20 protein-coding genes, 2 tRNA genes and 1 other RNA gene are annotated in these 21,033 nt (G+C 52.1%); 14 read left to right on the top strand and 9 right to left on the bottom strand.

From position 1 onward, the window contains the following. Positions 1 to 57 precede the first annotated feature (57 nt). The 3 genes from H575_RS06575 to H575_RS06565 are packed head-to-tail and all read right to left on the bottom strand — an operon-like array spanning position 58 to position 4,153. A complete protein-coding gene (locus tag H575_RS06575) occupies positions 58 to 1,932 on the bottom strand; it encodes an ABC transporter ATP-binding protein (protein WP_052320012.1) in 1,875 nt (624 codons plus the stop codon). 44 nt (positions 1,933 to 1,976) lie between these two features. After that, on the bottom strand, positions 1,977 to 3,713 hold the full coding sequence (locus H575_RS06570) for an ABC transporter ATP-binding protein (protein ID WP_042699790.1): 1,737 nt from the start codon (positions 3,711 to 3,713) through the stop codon (positions 1,977 to 1,979). Further along, on the bottom strand, positions 3,710 to 4,153 hold the full coding sequence (locus H575_RS06565) for a MarR family winged helix-turn-helix transcriptional regulator (protein ID WP_042699787.1): 444 nt from the start codon (positions 4,151 to 4,153) through the stop codon (positions 3,710 to 3,712). The genes H575_RS06570 and H575_RS06565 overlap by 4 nt, the downstream gene beginning before the upstream one ends. Positions 4,154 to 4,817: 664 nt before the next feature. Between H575_RS06565 and H575_RS06560 the strand changes: the two genes are divergently transcribed. Then, on the top strand, positions 4,818 to 5,567 hold the full coding sequence (locus H575_RS06560) for a hypothetical protein (protein ID WP_211213866.1): 750 nt from the start codon (positions 4,818 to 4,820) through the stop codon (positions 5,565 to 5,567). A 707-nt stretch (positions 5,568 to 6,274) separates the two neighbouring features. Here the strand turns inward: H575_RS06560 and glnA are convergent. Then, complete coding sequence (gene glnA / locus H575_RS06555; RefSeq protein ID WP_081406694.1) at positions 6,275 to 7,660, bottom strand: type I glutamate--ammonia ligase; 1,386 nt, start codon at positions 7,658 to 7,660, stop codon at positions 6,275 to 6,277. A gap of 118 nt (positions 7,661 to 7,778) precedes the next feature. Between glnA and H575_RS06550 the strand changes: the two genes are divergently transcribed. The 6 genes from H575_RS06550 to H575_RS06525 all read left to right on the top strand — a co-directional run bounded on the left by H575_RS06550 (position 7,779) and on the right by H575_RS06525 (position 12,155). Further along, entirely contained in the window at positions 7,779 to 8,180 is a 402-nt protein-coding gene (locus tag H575_RS06550; RefSeq protein ID WP_042699781.1) for a pyridoxamine 5'-phosphate oxidase family protein, read from the top strand. Between the two features lie 131 nt (positions 8,181 to 8,311). Further along, complete coding sequence (locus H575_RS06545) at positions 8,312 to 8,953, top strand: DUF2150 family protein (RefSeq protein ID WP_042699779.1); 642 nt, start codon at positions 8,312 to 8,314, stop codon at positions 8,951 to 8,953. Further along, a complete protein-coding gene (locus H575_RS06540) occupies positions 8,950 to 9,402 on the top strand; it encodes a DUF5814 domain-containing protein (protein ID WP_052320001.1) in 453 nt (150 codons plus the stop codon). The genes H575_RS06545 and H575_RS06540 overlap by 4 nt, the downstream gene beginning before the upstream one ends. 85 nt (positions 9,403 to 9,487) lie before the next feature. Beyond that, positions 9,488 to 9,997: a hypothetical protein gene (locus H575_RS06535; protein WP_042699776.1), complete on the top strand. Its 510-nt coding sequence runs from the start codon at positions 9,488 to 9,490 to the stop codon at positions 9,995 to 9,997. Further along, positions 9,994 to 11,181, top strand: a complete 1,188-nt coding sequence (locus tag H575_RS06530) for a M20 family metallopeptidase (protein ID WP_042699774.1) — start codon at positions 9,994 to 9,996, stop codon at positions 11,179 to 11,181. Before H575_RS06535 ends, H575_RS06530 begins: the two co-directional genes overlap by 4 nt. Further along, the gene (locus H575_RS06525) at positions 11,181 to 12,155 is read left to right on the top strand and encodes an archaeosine biosynthesis radical SAM protein RaSEA (protein ID WP_042699771.1); all 975 of its coding nucleotides are present in this window, start codon (positions 11,181 to 11,183) and stop codon (positions 12,153 to 12,155) included. The genes H575_RS06530 and H575_RS06525 overlap by 1 nt, the downstream gene beginning before the upstream one ends. Positions 12,156 to 12,449: 294 nt before the next feature. On the opposite strand, the gene H575_RS06520 is transcribed toward H575_RS06525, so the two are convergent. From H575_RS06520 to H575_RS06510, 3 genes are all read right to left on the bottom strand, one after another. Then, positions 12,450 to 12,641 (bottom strand): hypothetical protein, encoded by a 192-nt coding sequence (locus H575_RS06520; protein WP_042699768.1) that lies wholly within the window; start codon positions 12,639 to 12,641, stop codon positions 12,450 to 12,452. 63 nt (positions 12,642 to 12,704) lie between these two features. After that, positions 12,705 to 13,580, bottom strand: coding sequence for a type II methionyl aminopeptidase (gene map / locus H575_RS06515; RefSeq protein WP_042699765.1), 876 nt, complete (start codon positions 13,578 to 13,580; stop codon positions 12,705 to 12,707). Between the two features lie 4 nt (positions 13,581 to 13,584). Next, positions 13,585 to 14,718 carry a M24 family metallopeptidase gene (locus tag H575_RS06510; protein WP_042699762.1) on the bottom strand — a complete coding sequence of 378 codons (1,134 nt, stop codon included), beginning with the start codon at positions 14,716 to 14,718 and terminating at the stop codon, positions 13,585 to 13,587. Between the two features lie 65 nt (positions 14,719 to 14,783). Between H575_RS06510 and H575_RS08975 the strand changes: the two genes are divergently transcribed. From H575_RS08975 to H575_RS06480, 7 genes are all read left to right on the top strand, one after another. After that, entirely contained in the window at positions 14,784 to 15,140 is a 357-nt protein-coding gene (locus tag H575_RS08975) for a hypothetical protein (protein ID WP_052320000.1), read from the top strand. Then, positions 15,140 to 15,442: a hypothetical protein gene (locus H575_RS06500; protein WP_042699760.1), complete on the top strand. Its 303-nt coding sequence runs from the start codon at positions 15,140 to 15,142 to the stop codon at positions 15,440 to 15,442. Before H575_RS08975 ends, H575_RS06500 begins: the two co-directional genes overlap by 1 nt. A 45-nt stretch (positions 15,443 to 15,487) precedes the next feature. Further along, positions 15,488 to 15,560 (top strand) — tRNA-Asn (locus H575_RS06495). Between the two features lie 175 nt (positions 15,561 to 15,735). Then, positions 15,736 to 15,807: transfer RNA gene (locus H575_RS06490), tRNA-Ile, on the top strand. 194 nt (positions 15,808 to 16,001) lie between these two features. Then, positions 16,002 to 17,228: a M23 family metallopeptidase gene (locus H575_RS08970; RefSeq protein WP_162139410.1), complete on the top strand. Its 1,227-nt coding sequence runs from the start codon at positions 16,002 to 16,004 to the stop codon at positions 17,226 to 17,228. 519 nt (positions 17,229 to 17,747) lie between these two features. Beyond that, an RNA gene (gene ffs, locus H575_RS09155) (signal recognition particle sRNA) lies at positions 17,748 to 18,060 on the top strand. Between the two features lie 18 nt (positions 18,061 to 18,078). Beyond that, positions 18,079 to 19,038: a malate dehydrogenase gene (locus tag H575_RS06480; protein WP_042699757.1), complete on the top strand. Its 960-nt coding sequence runs from the start codon at positions 18,079 to 18,081 to the stop codon at positions 19,036 to 19,038. Between the two features lie 5 nt (positions 19,039 to 19,043). On the opposite strand, the gene radB is transcribed toward H575_RS06480, so the two are convergent. Together radB and larC are read right to left on the bottom strand one after the other, a co-directional pair. Then, the gene (gene radB, locus H575_RS06475; protein ID WP_042699754.1) at positions 19,044 to 19,748 is read right to left on the bottom strand and encodes a DNA repair and recombination protein RadB; all 705 of its coding nucleotides are present in this window, start codon (positions 19,746 to 19,748) and stop codon (positions 19,044 to 19,046) included. Beyond that, a complete protein-coding gene (gene larC, locus H575_RS06470; protein ID WP_042699752.1) occupies positions 19,733 to 20,896 on the bottom strand; it encodes a nickel pincer cofactor biosynthesis protein LarC in 1,164 nt (387 codons plus the stop codon). The genes radB and larC overlap by 16 nt, the downstream gene beginning before the upstream one ends. Positions 20,897 to 21,033 lie beyond the last annotated feature (137 nt).

Here is a 21,033-nt window from a genome sequence, read left to right as displayed (position 1 = left end):
TGAGAGCGGAGTGTTTCGATCTTAAAAAAAAGGATTTTTCCCAGCCGGGAAAAATACTCATTCCAGCTCAAACGCGCCGGAATACAGCTGATAATACCGTCCGCCTTCAGCGATCAGCTTTTCATGACTGCCCCGCTCGATGATCCTGCCTGACTCAAGGACCATGATCACATCAGCATTATGCACCGTTGAAAGCCGGTGGGCGATCACAAAAACCGTGCGTCCCTTCATCAGGGAATCCATGCCTGCCTGGACAATAGCCTCGGTTCGCGTATCGATACTCGACGTCGCCTCATCCAGGATCATCACCGGAGGATTTGCCACCGCGGCCCGTGCGATGGAAAGAAGCTGGCGCTGCCCCTGGGAAAGCGTTCCGCCGTCCCCTTCGAGTATCGTATCATACCCCTCCGGAAGACGGGAGATGAAGTTGTGGGCGTTGGAAAGATGCGCGGCGGCATACACCTCCTCATCAGTTGCATCCAGCTTTCCAAATCTGATATTTTCCCGGACCGTTCCGGTAAACAGATTCGTATCCTGCAAAACGATCCCAAGCGACCTTCGCAGATCCGCCTTTCTGATCCGCCGGATATCGATCCCGTCATAGAAGATCTCCCCTTTCTGCACATCATAAAACCGGTTGATCAGATTGGTGATCGTTGTTTTTCCCGCCCCCGTTGCGCCGACGAACGCGACCTTCTCGCCAGGACGGGCATACAGCGTCACATCATGCAGAACATCCTTGTCCGGCGCATACCCAAACGTGACCCCGCGAAGCTGGACATCCCCTTTCAGCTGCGTATAGACCGGACGGCCGTTTTGTATCTCCTTCCAGGCCCAGACTCCCGTATAAACGGATGATTCCGTCAGGGCCGCGCCTTCTATCTCCGCATTGACCAGCGTTACATCGCCGGTATCCTCCTCAGCCGGTTCATCCATCAGCTGAAAGATCCGCTCTGCTCCCGCCAATGCCATGACAACCGAACTGAGCTGCTGGGAGACCTGACTGATCGGCATCATGAAACTTTTACTCAGCTGCAGGAAGGCCGCGATCGCTCCAAGAGTCAGACCGCCTACCCCGCTGATTGCCAAAGCTCCGCCCAGTACGGCCACCAGAACATACTGGATATTTCCGATATTCACGACAACCGGCATGAAAATATTCGCAAACGTGTTGGCGGATGCCGCATGCCCGCGCAGTTCATCGTTCATTACATTAAACTCAGATTTGACCGTGTCTTCGTGACAAAACACCTTGACAACCTTTTGTCCGTTGATCATCTCTTCGATGTAGCCGTTTACTTTTCCGAGGGATTTCTGCTGGCTGACAAAATAGGTCGCGCTTTTCCCGCCGATCTTTTTCATTACAAAGAACAGGATGACCACCATGAATACAACAAGGATCGTCAGGATACTGCTCGTATAGATCATTGCGGCGAAGACGAAAATGATGGTCACGACCGAAGAAAACACCTGCGGGACACTTTGCGAAAGCATCTGGTGCAGGGTCTCGGTATCGTTTGTGTAATGACTCATCGTATCGCCGAATTTATGCGTGTCGAAGTACCTGACAGGCAGCTTCTGCATATGGGCAAACAGTTCGTCCCGTATCCTCTTCATGACCCCCTGGGAAATGATGACCATGAGCCGGCTGTAGATCAGCGTCGACAAAATACCGCAGAGATAGATGAGCCCCATGAAAAGGATCGCCTGGAGTAATGAGGTGAAGACCGGATTTTCCATACCAAGAAGCGGCGTGATGTAATCATCGATCAGCACTTCGAGGAAGAGCGATCCGATCACTCCGGCAAGGGTGCTTAAAAGGATACAGACGACGACGACACCAAGCGTTATCTTATACATCCCCGGCAGATAGGAGAGAAGACGGCCCAGGGTCTTTTTTACATCCTTGGGTTTGTTTCCGACTACCGGCATTCCCGGACGTTTGGATCGTGGGGAGGGAGGTCCCATCGGCGGCATTACAGCTCACCTCCCTTCATCTGGGTCGCATAGACCTCCCGGTAGATCGGGTTGTTTGCCATGAGTTCGGCATGGGTCCCGACCGCATTTATGTGACCTCTGTCCATCACGACGATCTTGTCCGCATCCTCTACCGAAGAGATCCGCTGGGTGATGATGATCTTCGTGGTGCCGGGCAGTTCGGAGAAGAGCGCCTGTCTTATCTGCGCATCCGTTTTCGTATCCACGGCGCTTGTTGAGTCGTCCAGAATAAGGATCCTCGGTTTTTTCAGCAGAGCGCGGGCGATGCAGAGTCTCTGTTTCTGGCCGCCGGAAACATTCGAACCTCCCTGTTCGATCCTTGTGTCGTATCCGTCGGGAAACTTTTGGACAAACTCATCCGCACAGGCGAGTCTGCTGACACGGATCATCTCTTCGTCGGATGCGTCGGGATTGCCCCATTTGAGATTGTCACGGATCGTTCCTGAGAAGAGCACATTTTTCTGCAGGACCATGGCGACCTGATCACGCAGCGTTTTGATGTCGTATGCTCTGACATCGATCCCGCCGACCATTACCGAGCCGCCGGTCACATCATAGAGCCGGGGGATGAGCTGGACGAGGGTGGTTTTGGAACTGCCGGTCCCCCCGAGGATGCCGACCGTCTCGCCAGACCTGATCTCCAGATTGATCTTCTGCAGACAGATGCGTTCGGCAGCTGAGGAGTAACTGAAGTCAACATCACGGAAGCTGATATCACCGTTTTTGACAAAAAATACGGGGTCTTTCGGGTTATGCAGATCGCTTTGCTCGTCGAGGACCTCGACGATCCGTCCGGCGGATGCGCGCGACATGGTGATCATGACGAAAACCATCGCCAGCATCATCAGACTCATCAGGATCTGCATGGTGTAGGCAAAGAGACTGACCAGCTGACCAGTTGTCAGGGTCTCGGCAACGATCAGCTGGGCGCCGAACCAGGAGATGAGAAGGATGGCCAGGTAGATGACAAACTGCATCAGCGGGCTGACAAAGGCGAGCAGTTTTTCCGCTTGCGAGAAGTAGCGGTAGATATCCTGTGAAACGCCTTTGAACTTGGCGGTCTCGTAGTCGTCACGGACATAGGATTTTACGACCCTGATCCCGCGGAGGTTTTCCTGAACGACTTTGTTGAGCCGGTCAAATGTTTTGAACACCTTTACAAATATCGGCTGGACCCTGGTGATGATAAGATACATCCCAACCCCCAGGATCGGGATCAAAAACAGGAAGATCAGCGAGAGCTGGGGATTGATCCCGATGACCATGATGTAGGATAAGATCAGCATCAGCGGGCAGCGCATCGCGACCCGTATGATCATCTGATAGGCATTCTGGACATTGGTAACATCGGTGGTCAGTCGGGTGATGAGGCTTGATGTCTGGTATTTGTCGAGGTTGGCAAACGAAAAGTTCTGGATCGCGTAAAAGATGTCCTGCCTGAGGTTTTTTGCAAATCCGGTTGAGGCGGACGCGGCATATCTGCCGGCGAGAACGCCAAACAGCAGTGATAGGAGGGCGGAGATGAGTAACGCAAGGCCGAGCCGAAGGATAACGCCCATATTCCCGCCGGTGATCCCGTCGTCGATGAGACTGGCAAGGATCAACGGGATGAGAACTTCCATGACGACTTCGAGTCCGACGAACACGGGTGTAAGCAGACTGTCTTTTTTATACTCGCGGATCGAGCCTGCAAGGCGTTCTACGGTGCGGTTCATGTCATCTTCTCCAGATTGTTCAGCATTTTCCAAAGAACCGAACGAACTGCTTCGAGTTCTTCTGCGGGGATGTCTTTTGTCAGATGTTTGTCGAGATCAGAGACATTGCGTTTTGCCTGCCGGCTGACTGCCAGGGCTTTTTCTGTGAGCAGGATCTTTTTGAGCCGGGCGTCATAGTCGACCGGTTCTCTGATGATGAGGTCGTTTTTTTCCATCAGCTGGAGTATCCCGGTGGCCGTAGACCGCCGGATGGAGAATTTTGTCTCGATGTCTTTTTGGAAGACGTCGCGGGTTCCTGCGTGGCGGATATAGCCGATTATCTGGATCTGGGTGCCGGTGAGATTTTTCAGCGGCCCCTGGGAAGCGGTATTGTCCAGGTTTCGTTTGATATGGTTTGCCAGGATCCTGATCAGGATCGCCGCAGGGGGTCTGTCTTCCATGTATGGAATAGTTAGGGGGCTAACAATATATACGTTTTCAAGAGCGGGGTGAGCTGCAAGGCTCGCCCTCAGCTGAGCAAACCGATAGACTTGCAACCAAGTTTTCAAAGGAAACTTGCGAGCGGGTCTTCTCCACTCCGGAAGAACTACTTTGAAACAAATATGGGTCTCAGAAAATAGGATATCCCGCCGCGGGCCGCTCCGCGCCAGATCGCAAATCAAAGATTTGCTCAGCTGAGGCTGCCCCTGCGGGGCAGCCCGTAGTCACTTCCCGCACCCCGAATCAAAAAATATCTCCCGTTACTCCGCCCCTGTCCCCCTTTTCGTGAATTTCGTTGGCGGGTTGGACACGGAACGCGGACAAACTCAGCAGAGGCGGATTGACGGCGCAGCCGGAGATCTTAGCTGAGCAAGTCGATAGACTTGCGAGCAAATCTCTGATTTGCGTTATGTTTTCGTGAATTTCGTGTGATGACCGCAGTCGCAAATCAAAGATTTGCTCGCAAGTCTATCGACTTGCTCGGCTGAGCCCGCCCCTAAAGGGACGGCCCGCCTCCGCTAAGGGACCCAAAGGTCCCCGCTCCCGCCAGCAGAACCTATATCGACTCTCGCGATGATACGATACTACAAGGGTCATCCGGAAATGAAAAACAGACACTCGCCCTTGAGTGAATGGAAAATACTCAGTGATCATCCTGCTTATGACAAAACAGGAGCCGTTCTCCGTGCGGAAAAAATCACCTGGTACTGCGAATATACCGACAAAACAGCCAGTCATACGATCCTCTTTCTCCACCCGGCGTTTTGGAACACAGCCGAAAGCTTGACCGCATATCAGACGGATATCCTCATATCCCTCATCGGTCTTCCAGCTGACGATCCGCGAGAATACTTCGATATGATCTCCCGATACCTCAGAACCGCGTTACAGACGGCTCAGGATCTCTGGAACAAACAGACGGAGTTCTGCCGTTTTTATTGTGGAACCGATGTCCTGGACGGCGGACCATGCGAATCATGCGATAGGTATTCTGCTCCCGGGGACACAAAAGTGTCCGCGGATCTGGAAAAATATCTCGTACGGAATGCAGAAGAGCTCCGTCGCCAAACGGCAGAGTTCGAAGCTTTGCTCCGATCGAAAAACGCGGAGAAAACCATCGGCTGGAAGAAAATGTACCCGGGCGAAACCAGCCTGCCGGGATCATTTGAGGAGTATACGGGTCGGTATTTTGAACGGAAAAACGCGATCCTTGCAGGCATCCAAAAAGTTCGTACGTTCCTTGCGGAGCTGCGGGAGGTGACAGACCTATTTGACGAAGGAAAATACAAAGACGTCAAAGGATTCTGCAAACTTGCCGATGAAAATGATTTGCGCCGAAATAACGGATCACTCGATCCTGTCAGGTATGTATAGAAGGGTTTCAGTACCATCATTCCGCCCTCAGGTATGTGTGTATGTAGACATATGTGGTGAAAAAAAGGATGGGGGGGGATAAGGACTACGTCCGTAAGTAAGTAAATACGGGAAGAAAATTGCTCATCAATCACTTTTTTTTTATAAGTATAGTACATAGTTTGTTTTGTACAGAAGAGAGAGAGAGAGAGAGGAAGTAAAAACGCATTTGTCTATGTGTGTATGTAAGTACGTCTTTCCTTACGTCCGGACGTAGTCGGGAGGGGGATATCGTTTTTTTTTCTTGTGTGTATGTAGGTACATGCGTAGATACACACGCAGTATTTCGCGGCATGCTCTCAATCCAATTCGGGATCCCGGGATCGGTCTCCGGAAACATTTCCCCCGACGAAATTTTGTCCAGATTTCCACTCGCAAATAAGTATTTCCACTCCATTTTGACCTTCCGGTAATCATTTTTGACAGTTTTTTGATGGTGATTTTTCGTGGGCAAATGTCGAAATCGCCAGCATTCCGCGTATATTCTCTTTGTGGCAGGATTTCTCACCTCCCGAAAAAGGGTATTTTTGATCGGCGGACGGGCATTTTCGAATCGAAACTGTGGTTTTCGAGTGGAGACTGAGTAAAATGAGAGCTGTTTGGATGAGTCAGCTGAGGGGGGAAGGCTAAGCGTACCCCGTCAATGAAAAAAAAGTATGGGGAATGTCTCAGTAGGTCGCGAGATAGCGTCTGATCTCCCAGTCCGTAATAGACTTGGAGAAGTCCGCCCACTCGAGTTCCCCGATCCGGTTGATCTGGGCAAGCACATGCTGCCCTAGAACACTGCAGAGAAGCGGATCGTTCATCAGAGCGGTGTTTGCCTCGTGCAGACTCCACGGAAGACAGCGGATGCCCTCTGCCGCCCGTTCGGCCGCGCTCATTCTGAAAATATTTTTATCAACACTCTCCGGAGGCTCGAGCTTCTGGATCACGCCTTCCATACCTGCCGCCAGCATAACGGCAAATGTCAGATACGGATTGCAGGTCGGGTCGGGGCTTCTGAGCTCCGCGCGGGTGCTTTTTCCCCGGGAAGAGGGGACACGGATCAGTGCGGAACGGTTCATTGCCGACCAGCCCACATAGACCGGAGCTTCGTATCCGGGGATGAGACGCTTATATGAATTCACCGTGGGGTTCGCGATCCGCGTGATCCCGTCGATGTGTCTGAGAATTCCTGCAATAAAATGGCGGCAGGTGTCAGAAAGCTGGTGTTCTCCTTCGGGATCGAAGAATGCATTTTTGCCGTCCTTCATTAAAGAACAGTTGACATGCATTCCAGAACCGTTGATGCCGTAGACAGGTTTTGGCATGAACGTGGCATGAAGACCGCGGTGGAGAGCCAGGGTTTTTGCCGCGAACTTAAAGGTCACGACTTTATCAGCCATAGAGAGGGCATTTCCGTAGGTGAAATCGATCTCGTGCTGGGACGGGGCGACTTCATGATGCGATGCCTCGATATCGAATCCCATCTCTGACAGAGAGGTCACGAGATCGCGGCGCACATCCTCTCCGGGATCGGTCGGGGTCTGATCGAAGTAGCCCCCATGATCCTGAAGTTCCACCGACGGATGACCATTCACCATTCTGAATAAGAAGAACTCCATCTCGGGACCGACATTGAAGGTGTATCCGAGTTCTGCCGCCTTTTCAAGCTGCTGATGCAGAATATACCGGGGATCACCGGTGAAGTGTTCGCCGCGGGTCGTGTAAACACTGCAGATGAATCTCGCAACACGATACTTTTCATCCGACCATGGAATGATCTGATAGGTCTCCGGCTCGGGCCGGAGCACCATATCCGACTCTTCCAGTCTCGCAAACCCCTGGATCGAGGAACCGTCAAAACTGATACCGTCAGTTAAGGCTTTCCTCATCTGTTTCGTCGGAATCGCGACATTTTTCGGTTTCCCCTCCAGATCTGAGAACTGAAGAAGAACCGACCGTACATGGTCATTCTCAAGCTGCTTGAGAACTGCACCAATTAACTCCTCACGGTCGCCGCTCTTTGTTGCGGCAGGAGAGCCAAACGGACTTTTACGTTCGTCAGAAACCATGCACATATATGCGTGGTGATTGATAATAAATGTCAAGTTCACACCAGGGAAAAAAGGCAGATCAGACCCGGTTATAGGAGGAAAAGTTTGACATACCTATACAGCACAACTACTCCTTATGACACTACTTACTGCAGAACTCAAAGACCAGATCGCCAAAGTCGGCGTATGTCATCTGGTCACTGCATCGAAAGCCGGCGTCCCGAATGCAGCCCCGATGGGCGCGGTATGGGTCATGGAAAATGATGTGATCTGGATCGCAAATAATTTCATGAACAAAACCATTGCAAACATCAAAGAAAATCCCCAGGTATCCCTCCTTGTCTGGAGCAGGGATATCGGCAACTGTTTCCAGCTGAAAGGAACTGCCGCCGTCGAATCCGGAACCGCCGACCACAAAAAAATGAAGGAGCTCATGGAAGCAAAAAAACCCGGCCTTCCGGGAAAGGAACTGGTCAAAATCAGCGTGAAAGAGATTTTTACCTGCCTGCCGGGACCGGATGCAGGAAAAAAACTCTAACTTTTTTTTATCTATCCTGTTTCAACGGGATAAGTCCCGGTATCTTTGAACCAAAGAGATGGGCATTTCACCCCCCATAATCAAACACAAGTTCTATTACCACACTCGACCGAACTATTCTGTACTTAAGCATGGCTGCCAAAAAAAGTAAGAAAACAGCTGAGCCGGAATCTGCTCCCAAACTCTTTTACATCTTCTACAATCAGGAGAGATGGGACAACTGGCTCAAGACCCTCGAGACGGCTGACTGGGCCGGGGATGAAGAATCTGATGAAATGCCGGAAGGATTCCGTATCCTCGACGGATTTTCCGATGACATCACGCTTGCCGTGATCAAGATCATCAGACTCTGTCAAAACAGCAGGATACCCCTGGAAGAAGCAAAGTCCAAACTCCGCAGTGTCGAAGAGATCGTCATGGCCGAGGTCCCGGGCGAAGAACTTGCAGAGATCGTTGGTTCAATGCAGGTCTCCCTTGTCGTCCTCTTTGCAGCAGGACAGAAGTATCTCGAAGAGATCCGCCCGCCGGCAGAAGAGGTCAAGAACCTGGTCAAAGAGGGACGCAAAGTCGTCACAAAAGACCCGGAAAAGGCGCTGGACATCGCATCATCCATCGGATCAGCCGTTATCAACGGAGCTTCCTGCTGCGGAAAATATGTCAAAGATACGGATGAACCGACCCTCTTTGACGAGTGGCTCGTTGAGGTCGAACGGATCGCCGACGCAATGAAATCGCTCAAAGACTTTGATGAGGAAGCCGGAGAATCCTCGTGATCGCGGGCAGAGCACGATTTCGTTACATAAAAAAATTACAGCGTGCTGCAGGTCACCGTCTGCCTGACGGAGCCTTTCACCCGGCAAATCTGGAAGCGATCACCGGGTCAATGAATATCGACGGCCTGGATCCGGGAACGCGGGACCAGATCCTCCGTTTTTTTAAGGATTTTCTGGAATGCACCTGCCGCGACTCACCGCTCTGCGGGTGTCCGGAACGTAAATTCGTCATCAGCATCCTGGAACTCAGAGAGATGGGGCTGAACCATAAAGAGATCCACCGGCACCTGATCGATGAGTACGGGATCGATCTATTTCCGGCGGATATCCTGAGTTTTCTTGAAGAATCCGTCCACCTTCTTGAAGCGATACGAAGCGTGGCCGATCTGGCAGGTCAAAACGAACTGGTCAGACGGGCCGATGACCACATCAGAGAGATCTCACGCTGATATCCTCCGTCAAATACCCGGGCATCACATAAGGGAACTTCCCAAAGCCCAACTCTTTTTGTCTTGCACACCTAACAAGAATAGTATGTTACTGGAGAAGAACGACTATTCGCAGCAGATCGAGTACCTCTATCGTAAATCCCTTATTCTGGAAACCACTTCCGAGATGGACCCGGTTTTGTATTTCTACTATATCGACACGATAGCGCATCTGGATTATACCCTATCTGCACTGGCATACAGCTCCGACTCGATAAAATGCACGATGACAGGGGAGTATCTCCGCCGCCGCGTGGACACGGCCAAAGAGGGAGATCATGCTCTCTTCCCGGCATTCATGGTCTGGCTGCGGGACAATCACAAAGAACAGTTCGAGGAGACGCCGATCCTCTGGCAGCTCGTGTATGATCCGGATGAGGTCTCCTGTTATCTCGGCTTTCGGATCGTGCTCGATCCAAACTCAAAGATACCCCTGCCGCCCCAGTTCTTCCATGACATGGCCGATGATCTCTTCGGCCTCAAGTTCCTCAGAAGCATCTATCCGGAGGGTACCCTTGGAAAACTCTTCGCGGAATTTAAAAGGAACAATGTATGAATGTTGCAAAACTCTGCTCTGATCTGATAAAGATCCGAAGTGACAACCCCCCGGGCGACACCAGGGAGGTCGCGGAGTACATCCGTTCTGTTATGGAAGGGATCGGGATCCCCTCAACGATCACAAACGGCCCAAACGGCCATGATAATGTCATATCGACCAGCCAGAAGGGACGTCTTCTTCTCAGCGGACATATCGATGTCGTGCCTGCGCTCAATGACGGCTGGACCTATCCGCCATACTCGGGCAAAATCGATGAGACCTGGGTGTATGGACGCGGGGCAACCGATATGAAGGGAGGGTGCGCCGCGATCCTTTCCGCAGTTGCCCGGGCAAAAGATGCCGGAGACGAACTCCCCGTCTCTCTTGCATTCGTCTGTGATGAGGAGGGAGGAGGAAAATACGGGACCAGATATCTGCTGGAAAAAAATCTCATCCACCCGTGTGATGTTCTGATCGCCGAACCGACGCCGGCGCACGCTCCGGCAGTCGGACAAAAAGGCGTATGCAGATTCGATGTGGAGTTTGCCGGAACACCGGGTCATTCGTCCCTGTATCCGCTTTTTGGAGAGAGCGCGGTGACGCAGGCGATGGATTTTCTTGCCTGGATGAAAAAACTGCACTCCCGTGTCTACCAGCAGACCGCGGAGATGGAGGAACTGATCGAGCACTCCATACAGATAACCGGCGAAGGAAACACCGCGGATTACGGACCGATTTTCCGACAGATCATGTACAATCCCGGGGTCATTTCCGGGGGAGAACGGGTCAATATCGTTGCCCAGAAGTGTTCTCTTATGATGGATATGCGGCTCCCCTGGGGATGCGACTGTGATGAAGTCCTCGATGAGATCTGCAGCCATATCCCGAAATCAGCTGTTCTTACTCCGAAAACCAAGGCGAATGCTTCGCTTACCGCGAGTGATTCGTTTCTTGTCCAGAAAACCTGCGATGCGATCGGTGAGGTGTACGGGATCACCTCGCGTCCGATGGTCCAGTGGGCAGCGTCCGATGCGAGGGCACTTCGCCTGGCAGGATTTCGCGCTCTCGAGTACGGACCCGGGGATCTTTCGACCATGCACGGGCTCAATGAACGCGTCATGATCGACCAGCTGAAAAAATGTGAAGATATCTACTTCCGTCTTATTCAGAGTTACACAGATATTACCAAGGATACATTATAATGACAGATTTACGCAAACCTCTCGCTTCATGGAAAGGACAGGACAGATATTTCGGCGAGGTCCTCTCCTCGCTGACAGGGATTTTCCTTTCCGGCGGCTGTTCGTGGAACAGATGCCGGATGTGCGGATATAAAAATGACCGGGATACCTGCGCAAAGGATGAACTGATCGACCACATGAAAGGGCAGATCCTCTGGATGCAGGAAAACTATGCGCCCGAAGAGTATCAGCTTGGAAAGATCTTCACATCTGGCAGTGTTTTCGATGAGAAGGAGGTGCCCCTTCCGGTTCTCGACGCGTTCGGCGAGTTCTTCGCAGGAAAACCGCTGATCGCCGAGTCCAGATCCGAATACATTACGGAAAACGCGCTCGCCCGTCTGTTGAAAAGTCTGGACAAGGGTCAGGCCCATCCGCTGACGGTCGCGATCGGTCTTGAAACGACGAATGATTCCATCCGTGAGAAGTCGATCGATAAAGGAAACACGTTTGCTGATTTCATCAAAGCTGCCGAGACGGCGCATAACGCAGGCGTCGGCGTGAAGGCATATCTGATGATGAAGCCGCTCTTTTTAACCGAAAAGGAGGCGCTGGAGGATATGGAAAAATCCATCCGCGAGGTCGCGCCCTATGCTGATATGATCTCGATGAACCTCTGCACGATCCAGGGCAGGACGGAACTGGAACATTACTGGCAGAAGGGAGGTTTCCGGCCGCCGTATCTCTGGTCCGCGGTGAAAGTTCTCCGGGAAGCGGATGTTCCCGTAGCGTGCGATCCGGTCGGCGGCGGGTTCAAGCGCGGCCCGCACAACTGCGGAACGTGTGACAAGGAGATCGTTGCTGCGATCAATGAGTATTCCCTCACAGCCGATAAGGGTGTTTTGGATGATGTGTGGGAGATCCCCTGCGCATGCAAAAAAGAGTGGGAGTATGTTCTTGAGAACGAACGTTCGTGGAACATGCCTCTTACGAAATAATCTTTTTTATAGGAGTTACGCGGTGTGCTCCCAACCGAAAAAACTGAAGTCCTTATGAGATATACTTCGATTTCGTGTATGAAATAAGTGTGAATACATGAGAAATCCCACCGCGAATAATCGCGAATCTACGCGAATCGCATTTTTCCTGTTCCGCCCTCTTGACCTTCGGTCGCGTCCCTACGTTGCGCCTGATCGGCTCCGCGTGGTCGGGACGGCGGAACGAAAAATGCTGGAAAACCCGCGTCGCGGGTTTTCTTTAAAGATTCTCAAATCCTTGTAATAAGAAAAAGATCAGGATTTAATCGGGAGAAAACCCGCGACGCGGGTTTTCCAGCATTTTCCACGCTGGCGTTCCGGCCACGCGGAGCCGATCAGGCGCAGCGTAGGAACGCGGCCGAGGAGTGAAACGACGAGGACAAGAAGACAGCGGAAGGAAAATGCGATTCGCGTTAATTCGCGGAGATTCGCGGTGGGATTTCTCATGCGTCCACACTCAGTCACCCTCCACCTAAATTGGATCCATACCAAACCGCGTAAGTCCTATTTTTATCTGGTCGTTACCAGAGCGCCGTCTGCGGTCACGATGATCGTGTGTTCGAACTGAGAGACAAATGATTCAGGAACATCCGATAAACAGTGATACAGAAAGAGGTTCCCCTGACGAAGCAGGGTCGGAAGTGCCAGTTCAGCTTTTGGAACATTCAGCCAGCGGCGGGCAAAAGGCATACCGTGCATCTCTTCCGCCTTTTTCATGATTTTCCGGCCGGCCGGAGATCTGACCGGGGCGTCCCCGACCACCTGATATATCTCGCCTCGCGGAGTCTCATGGGTCATACCGGAGCCGGTAGATGCGAAGGGTTCGATGGCAATAACCATATCTTCCCTTAATACTGCACTGCCGAATCTTCCCGTGTTGGGAATAGAGAGACCATGATGCGGGTTATAGCGGGCAATGCCATGGCCTGTCAGGTTGATGATCGGCTTGTAGCCAAATGATGTGATGGTTTCTTCGACGACCGCGCCGATCTCGCTGACCACTACTTCCGGCGCGACAACATTGATCGCGGCATCAAGAGCTGCGCGTGATGCCTCGCATAATGAAGCATGATCACCAAGATCTACCGTAACGGCAGTGTCCGCGATGTATCCATCAATATGTGTTCCGATATCCAGTTTTATCAGATCCCCTTCAGCAAATATCCGTTCCTCGTCCGGAGAGGCAGTGTCGTGAGCCGCACAGTTATTTAATGAGATATTCGGCGGAAATGAGTGAGACACACCGGCCGATGAGATCTCATCCATGACCATATCAAAAATTTCCGCAAGACCAACACCCGGTTTTATTTCAGCAGCGCATTTGTGCAGAACGGTTTTTGCCACCCGGCCCGCTTCTATGTAGGTATCCAGTTCGTTATCGATCATAATTCTATAATACTAATTTTTCTTCAAAGCACGTAAAGCTGTCAAATCCATCACTTGTCACGACACCCATATCCTCAAGTCTGACCCCGCCGATTCCCTGATAATAGAGGCCGGGTTCAAGCGTGATAACATGCCCAACTTTCAGTTCGCCGCCGGACGGAGAAAGGGATGGAGCTTCGTGGATCTCCAGACCGACGCCGTGACCAAGACTATGCGTGAATCCCGAGGATCCGGCCGTTTCATAGCCGTTCTCCCGGAAAAATTCCACAACGGCAGAATAAACCGAAGCACCGGTCACTCCCGGCCGGATCATCGATACGGCGAGTTCTTTTGCTTTTTGTACAGAATCGTACATCCTGACGATCTCATCAGAGGGGGCACCTTTGGATACGGTCCTTGTCATATCGGCGAAATATCCTGTCAGTTCACTTCTCGGAAACACATCCATCACGATAGGCTGGTTCGCATACAGCGGACCGGTGCCCCGCGCATGCGGCATGGAGGATGCTTCCCCGCAGGAGACGATCGTGTCGATGTCTTCGCAGTTGAAGGGCCGAAGCGCAAAGTGAATGATGTCCCGGACCCTTTCCGATGTAAGAGGAGCATCTTCCAGCATCAGAATCCCTCTGTCATCAGGCTCGGATTTTCGTATCGCATCAACGGCTGCGCGGGTGGCTATCTCATTTTTTTTCTGGACGCAGCGGATCTTTTCTATCTCGTCCTCGGTCTTGATGCTCCGGATCCCCGCGATCGTGCCTGAATCGATGATCACTTCGGCGACCTCGGTCAATTTCCGAGCAAATCCTACCGGCATCGAGGGGGGGATGAGGAGCCGCGGACCGGCAAAATTCCGGATCATATGAGCCGCGGCCAGCTCAGGATCAGGGTATTTTTTCAGGAGTTCCGGAAGGCCTGCAGAGATGCGTGTCACTATGCTACACGCTGACTCATAGCGCGCACGCGTTTCTTCCATGGAAGAGACGATCAGAGTCGATGCGCCGTCTTTTGAAAATACGTAGATATAGGGGTCCGATGCCAGAAAACCCGAAAGATACCGCATATCCGCATCGTCTGACGAGTCGTATGCAACATAGGCATCACATGCATGTTTTTCCAGTTCTTCCAAAAGCCGCTTCATACTTCCTCATTATTGGCGCTCTAAAGAGATGTAGTTTTTATCTTTGGGACACTGATGTACTTACAATGGATGAAACCGAGCGGACGCAGTTTAAGGGAAAATTTACGGTTCTCGTAGTTATCTTAAACATCCTGATATTTGCAGCAGCTGCGGCAATCATTGTATTCTTCCTGGTTCCTGACTCGATCTGGCTCAAAATACCGATCGTGATCCTCTGTATAGCCATTTTTATAATCAGTATTGCCGTATTTATTCCAAAATACCGCGCTACCAAAGCCTGGCTTGATGTCCACGGAACAACAAAAGAAGAACGTCTTGCCCAGATGCAGAAGGAACAGGAAGAATACCGTGCGCGTATCCGTGCAGAACTTGAAGAAGAGATGCGCGAAGAAGAATCGGCCTCGAAAAATGTGGAGAAATAATGCTTAGTAAAATCAATGGCGAAGTAGAGCTGCTCGAACGTCACCTGTCCGTCATGCGTGTTGTTGCACGCCAGGGTCCGATCGGGATTATGAAACTTACCGAGGAACTCAGCCAGCCTCAGCACAGAATACGGTATTCTCTGCGGGTTTTAGAGCAGATGCAGTATATCAAGGCGACTCCGTCCGGCGCTGTCGCCACGCCGAAGGCCCATGAGATGCTGGCAAACTTTGACCAGGATCTGGAGATGCTCGTTAAACATCTCGCTTCACTGCATCAGGAAAAAAAGACACATAAATCATAATCTTTAATACAAAGACCGGCACATGTAATTAGGCAACACAACTGTGCCGCCATAACTCAGTTGGTAGAGTGGCTGGCTGTTAACCAGCATGTCACAGGTTCGAGTCCTGTTGGCGGCGTTTCTTTTTGTTTTTTCTGTGATTTTTCCCGGAATCCAAAATCCCGCTTTTTCCAGAACATCAACAAACACCTTTATCTATCAGCATACCAAATATGATATGTTCTTCTGCAAGGGAACAAATTTTGAGGGCGCGTGGGTCAAACCACAAACCCGTTTTACGTACTTCTCTCTGCGGGCCTGTAGCTTAGTGGTGGAGCGCCCGGCTCATAACCGGGTGGTCGTGGGTTCGAACCCCTCCGGGCCCATTCTTTTTACATTTTCCAAACAAAATGTGACTGGAGCCGCCGTTGGAAGATAAACAATACCCTATTTTTCGTTTCACTGCCGCTGAGAAAAAGAACGCGCAGATCCGACAGTGATGATTTTTCTCCGCACATGAACATATCTGATAATGCATGTACTTTATCATTCAACACGGCAATTTGAAAATACGGTAATCATGTCAAAAACGTATCATATCCCTCTTCTCTTATGCCTGATGCTGATCACCCTTCTGATCACTGCAGGCTGTCTTCAGCCGGCGGATCCGCTCCATCAGGCAGGAACGCCGGAGATCAGCATGACCATTCCGGTCCCCCCGATCCCGGTCGCCGGCAGTAACGGCATAAATCTGGCATATGAGATTGCGTTCGGACTGCCCGAAAACCAGACCTTCACGCCGGTAAAAATCGAGGTGATCGACCCTGCCAAAGAAAAGATCCTCTGGTCTGCCGAGGGAGATCTTCTCTCAGAACTCTGTCACCAGGTCAGTGACCCCCTGCCGACCGCAGAGGAACTGAAAAACGGCACGAGCAAATTGTCTCACCCGCGCATCTCGATCTGGTTCGCCGTCGGGGAGGACAGCGTTCCCGATTCGCTGACGCATCGGGTCACGTTCAGGACCGGGAGCGGGCAGGAGACCGCGGAGATAACAGGAGGAACGGTAAAGGTCCGCAAGGATCTTAGACCGGTAATCATTGGCTCCCCTGTCCGCGGACCCGGATGGATCGCGATCGAAACGAGCGAGCCTGTGACGCACCACTTCCTTGGCCAGATCACCCTGGACTCAGTGACCCGCGTTCCGCAGAAGTATGCGCAGGACTGGATCTATATCGATCCCGACACCGGATCCGCCGTAACCGGAGATGCATCCCTTGCAAAGAATTATCTGGGATATGGAAAAGAGATCTTCTCGGTTTCCAGCGGGACGGTAGCGGATGTTCTGGACGGGCTGCCCGATTATGAAGAGATCTATGCCCAGCGGAAGATAACCTTCGAAACTGCAGCCGGCAATTACGTTATCATCGATATGGGGAATGACAAGTATGCCTGCTATGCCCACCTGATCCCGGGCTCGATCACGGTCGCGAAAGGAGAGACGGTTACAGAAGGACAGGTGATCGGCCTGATGGGAAACAGCGGCAATTCAGATCTTCCGCATCTGCATTTCCAGGTAGTGACCGACAAGGCGTCGTTCCTTGGTGCAGAAGGCTACCCGCATGTGTACCGTTCCTTTGAGGTGATCGGGATGATCGACACCTCGCTTGCACAGAAGAGGATGGAGGACCCGGGATATACGATGACTCAGTTCTGGGGAGGGCTTGATGAATTTTTCGTGAGCAAACAGCCCCCGTCTGTCCGGCAGAACGTTCTTCCGACCGGCTGGGAGATCCTGAGAATGCCCTGACCGCACATTTTCGTGCCGCGGAGGAAACAGCGAATATTTTTTTTATGCAGAACTACGCGAAATATTTGTGAGATTTCGAAAGCGGAAGGTCCGTTCGGCTGAAAAACAGAGGTTTTTTCTGGGATGCTCTCGAGGGTTTGAAACTCCCGGGGCATTATTTTCTGCAGGTTGACGGCAGACGGCAGACGTCAGCTTGGGGACAAAGAGTCCGCAAAGACGGTAAAACTGTTTTGATCATCCCAAAGGTCCGGGAGAAGAGTATCTGTTCTGTTCTTTTCCCCTAAACTCAGAATAGGGCAGACACGTTTTCATTATTGCTGTTTTCCAGATCACGTCCGAAGGTGTTTTTCTCATCTTTTCGCGAAATTTTTTTCACGGATTTTGCGTGATGCCCGCTGGTGAAAAACAGGAAATGGAAAAACAACGTCGATGTACAGCCCCTATACCCGCGCAAGCAAGGAAAAGACAAAACCCCGTTTCATACCCTACATCATTTTATTCTCCGGGCATCCCATATATATTGGGACTAGTCCGGGTGGCTTGGCGTCACCTGTAACCTGAAACTGCCAATACGCAGGGGACGAAGTTTGAGGACGGCTGTGTCAGTCCTTCCAATGGTACGTATTCCAACGTTGATACCTTGTCCTGCGAGGTCAGCGGATGTGATGGATACATCCGGAGGGATGTATTATCTCATTGTTGTGGGCACCGGTTCAGGCCCGGAAGGGAGCAGACCTCACCGTAAACGCATGGCGCCCGCAGGGTTGCGGGGCGGAGAAGGGATATGTAACAGAAGTCGGATATGCGCTTCCTACCAAGAACGTGTCCCAAATATCTTTTAAGGGTTCTTATGGCAAAAGTGACGATCGTCGGCGCAACCGGTCAGGTTGGTTCATATGTAGCACATGCAGTATCCCAGTTTCCCCATGTCCAGGAGATGTGCCTGTACGGAAGACCCGGGAATGAAACCTATCTCGATGGCCTTGCGCATGATATGATGGACTCGTTTGCCGCACGGGGAACAAATACCCGCGTAACGTTTGGGACCACGCCAAAAGATCTCCGGGGTTCAGATATAATCGTTCTTACGTCCGGCATTCCAAGAAAAGCTACTCAGACCCGTCTGGATCTGGCTCTTGAGAATGCACGGATTGTAAAAGGATATGCCGAACAGATCGGACGCATGGCGCCGGAAGCGATCCTCCTTGTCGTGACAAACCCGGTGGACATCATGACAACGGTCGCCCTGAAATACTCGGGAATGATGCCGCACCGCGTGTTCGGCCTTGGAACACACCTTGACTCGATGCGGCTCAAGGCATGCCTTGCGGAGTTTTTCAACGTGCATGTCAGCGAAGTCCATACACGAATAATCGGCGAACACGGAGACACCATGGTCCCTATGTGGTCCGCGACAACGGTCGGCGGTATCCAGATCGACAATCTTCTCGGCGTAGCAAGACTTCCGCGCGAAGAGATGATCCAGCGGGTCAAATCCAGCGGATCCTACATCATCCAGGCCAAAGGCGCAACCGTCTACGGACCGGGCGATGCGATCGCGACCCTGACCAGGACGATCGTCGAGGACGAAAACCGTATGCTCACCGTCTCGACCCAGATCCGCCGCGAGGTCTGCGGACATGAAGGGATCTGCGTAAGTGTCCCCGCACGGATCACCCGCGGAGGAGTGTTCCCGATCGCGGTAAAGTTTTCAGATGAAGAGGAACAGATGTTTGCCAAATCCGTTCAGCTCATCCGTGAAACCACCGATAAAGTCTGTGCAGTCCTCGATGCGGAATCCAGACTGTAAAATAATCACGCTGTTTTTTCTGTATTCAGGCGGGGTTGCCGGTCTTTTGCTCCGGTACCGGTCAGGACAAAATCCCACGAGGTCCCTTCGGCCTGTGACCGGTGCTTGAAAAGAACCGCACGCCTGAAACCCTCATGTTTTTCCACCCGGACGATCGCCTTTGAGATATGCGAAAGCGCCGTGCCTCCAAGCCCGCTCAGCCGGTGATGATCGATATCCATAAACACCTGATTGGTAATGACCGCCGGAATATCATACCTCTTCGCAATGCCGAGAAGGACCATCATCTGGCGTGAAAGCATGGACAGGGCATCCTTCGTGTTCGTCTGCTCCACACGGTACAGAGCAGTCGCCGAATCCACAACGATCATCCCGGCCGCCCCTGATTTGATCAGCCGCTCCGACTCGGAGATCATCAGACCCTGTTCGGCAAAGGTCGACGGCTCAAACACAAACAGACGCTGAGCAAACTCATTCGTAGAATCTCCGGCGATCTGTGAGAATCGTTCGATGGAGAAACCCTCCGAATCGATGTATACGACCCCCCTGCCGCTTCGAAGAAGTTCAACAGCCGCCATCAGACAAAGCGTGCTCTTTCCCGAACCCGCCTCGCCAAAGAACTGGGTGATCATACGCGGCTCGATGCCGCCGCCGAGAAGTGAGTCAAGGCCGAAAGCGCCGGTCGGGAGTTTTTTTACTGCGGCTTCCATGCATCCTCCTCAACGATCCGCTTCACCGTCCGGACCGAAATGCCGGATGCATCGGCGATCCGCTGCAGATCATCAAACTCGGCTTTCCGGGAATATATCGCCCCGTCCATATATGCCGTCTTGACATTCACGGCAAATACCTTGTCATTGATCACGATATGCTCCTCTGCGATCGTCCGGTCGGCAATGAACCGGTGGACCATCGGGATACACCGGATCCCAAGACTGCCGGTCTCGCGTGCAAGGATCTTGGCAAGACGGCCTGAATCGGCGGGCAGAGAGATGACGCGGATCAGGTGACCGGGTCTCCCTTTTTTCATGACGATCGGGACGACCGAAGCGTCACGCGCCCCTTCATGCATCATGGTGGAAAGAACGGATGCGAGTAGTTCGCCGGAGACATCATCGACATTTGTTTCCAGCACATCAACTTCCGACCCTTTCTCTTCGGTATCGAGGACATAGGCCAGAAGAACATTGGGGTGATCCGCAGGATCGCGGGTCCCCGCACCGGAACCGGAGGCGATCAGCCGGCCGGTATGGATATGCGTTCCAAAGATCTCCTGGAAGGCTGCAAGAAGCGCAGCCCCTGTAGGAGTGCAGAGTTCGCCTTCAAACGAGCCGAGCGATACCGAAAGCGCGGACGCTTTCAGGATCTCTGCCGTAGCGGGCGCCGGAACCGGCATGATCCCGTGCGAACATTTCAGCGTTCCGGATCCAACGGACACCGGGAGAATATGTACGCCGTCAACCTGCAGGGATAAAAGTGCGGTGACCGAGCCGAGGATATCTGATATTGCGTCGTCGGCCCCGACCTCGTGAAAATGAACATGTTCTGTCTGATGGACGTGCGCTTCTGCTTTCTGGATCCGGTAAAACACCTGTTTGGCGATCTCTTTTGCTTTTTCAGGAGCATCGGCCGCTGAGATGACTGCAAGGACCTCCTGGAGGTTCCGGGCGGATTTTCCAGTATTGGTCCTGATATAGGTCGCCGGAATACCGGCGCGGGTCACCTCGGTTATATCGGGTTTTGAGACGGTAGACACCGAGCGGAGGACAAAATCTTTGTCTGCACCAAGACTGAGAAGCGCTCCAAGGATCATATCGCCTGCAGCGCCAAAACGGGGATCAAGTACCAGAATACGCATAGAGTATATATGTATTATACCCCGGGTCTGAATAATTATCGCCTTAAGCACGAAGAGGATCTGTCCGGGGAAAAGTTTGATGAGGGGGGAGCTTGTTCAGAGAACATGAGATCAGACCGATATTCAGGAGTGTATGT

The sequence above is a fragment of the Methanocorpusculum bavaricum DSM 4179 genome (assembly GCF_000430905.1).
Lineage (GTDB): Archaea > Halobacteriota > Methanomicrobia > Methanomicrobiales > Methanocorpusculaceae > Methanocorpusculum > Methanocorpusculum parvum.
The sequence above is the reverse complement of the archived record's forward strand: the minus strand, read 5'-3'. Positions and strand labels throughout refer to the sequence as shown.

Excerpts from the sequence above, each read along its gene's own strand:
- H575_RS06575 (WP_052320012.1), bottom strand. The coding sequence starts at position 1,932 with ATGCCGGTAGTCGGAAACAAACCCAAGGATGTAAAAAAGACCCTGGGC.
- H575_RS06570 (WP_042699790.1), bottom strand. The coding sequence starts at position 3,713 with ATGAACCGCACCGTAGAACGCCTTGCAGGCTCGATCCGCGAGTATAAA.
- H575_RS06565 (WP_042699787.1), bottom strand. The coding sequence starts at position 4,153 with ATGGAAGACAGACCCCCTGCGGCGATCCTGATCAGGATCCTGGCAAAC.
- glnA (WP_081406694.1), bottom strand. The coding sequence starts at position 7,660 with ATGGTTTCTGACGAACGTAAAAGTCCGTTTGGCTCTCCTGCCGCAACA.
- H575_RS06550 (WP_042699781.1), top strand. The coding sequence starts at position 7,779 with ATGACACTACTTACTGCAGAACTCAAAGACCAGATCGCCAAAGTCGGC.
- H575_RS06545 (WP_042699779.1), top strand. The coding sequence starts at position 8,312 with ATGGCTGCCAAAAAAAGTAAGAAAACAGCTGAGCCGGAATCTGCTCCC.
- H575_RS06535 (WP_042699776.1), top strand. The coding sequence starts at position 9,488 with ATGTTACTGGAGAAGAACGACTATTCGCAGCAGATCGAGTACCTCTAT.
- H575_RS06530 (WP_042699774.1), top strand. The coding sequence starts at position 9,994 with ATGAATGTTGCAAAACTCTGCTCTGATCTGATAAAGATCCGAAGTGAC.
- H575_RS06525 (WP_042699771.1), top strand. The coding sequence starts at position 11,181 with ATGACAGATTTACGCAAACCTCTCGCTTCATGGAAAGGACAGGACAGA.
- H575_RS06520 (WP_042699768.1), bottom strand. The coding sequence starts at position 12,641 with ATGAGAAATCCCACCGCGAATCTCCGCGAATTAACGCGAATCGCATTT.
- map (WP_042699765.1), bottom strand. The coding sequence starts at position 13,580 with ATGATCGATAACGAACTGGATACCTACATAGAAGCGGGCCGGGTGGCA.
- H575_RS06510 (WP_042699762.1), bottom strand. The coding sequence starts at position 14,718 with ATGAAGCGGCTTTTGGAAGAACTGGAAAAACATGCATGTGATGCCTAT.
- H575_RS08975 (WP_052320000.1), top strand. The coding sequence starts at position 14,784 with ATGGATGAAACCGAGCGGACGCAGTTTAAGGGAAAATTTACGGTTCTC.
- H575_RS06500 (WP_042699760.1), top strand. The coding sequence starts at position 15,140 with ATGCTTAGTAAAATCAATGGCGAAGTAGAGCTGCTCGAACGTCACCTG.
- H575_RS08970 (WP_162139410.1), top strand. The coding sequence starts at position 16,002 with ATGTCAAAAACGTATCATATCCCTCTTCTCTTATGCCTGATGCTGATC.
- H575_RS06480 (WP_042699757.1), top strand. The coding sequence starts at position 18,079 with ATGGCAAAAGTGACGATCGTCGGCGCAACCGGTCAGGTTGGTTCATAT.
- radB (WP_042699754.1), bottom strand. The coding sequence starts at position 19,748 with ATGGAAGCCGCAGTAAAAAAACTCCCGACCGGCGCTTTCGGCCTTGAC.
- larC (WP_042699752.1), bottom strand. The coding sequence starts at position 20,896 with ATGCGTATTCTGGTACTTGATCCCCGTTTTGGCGCTGCAGGCGATATG.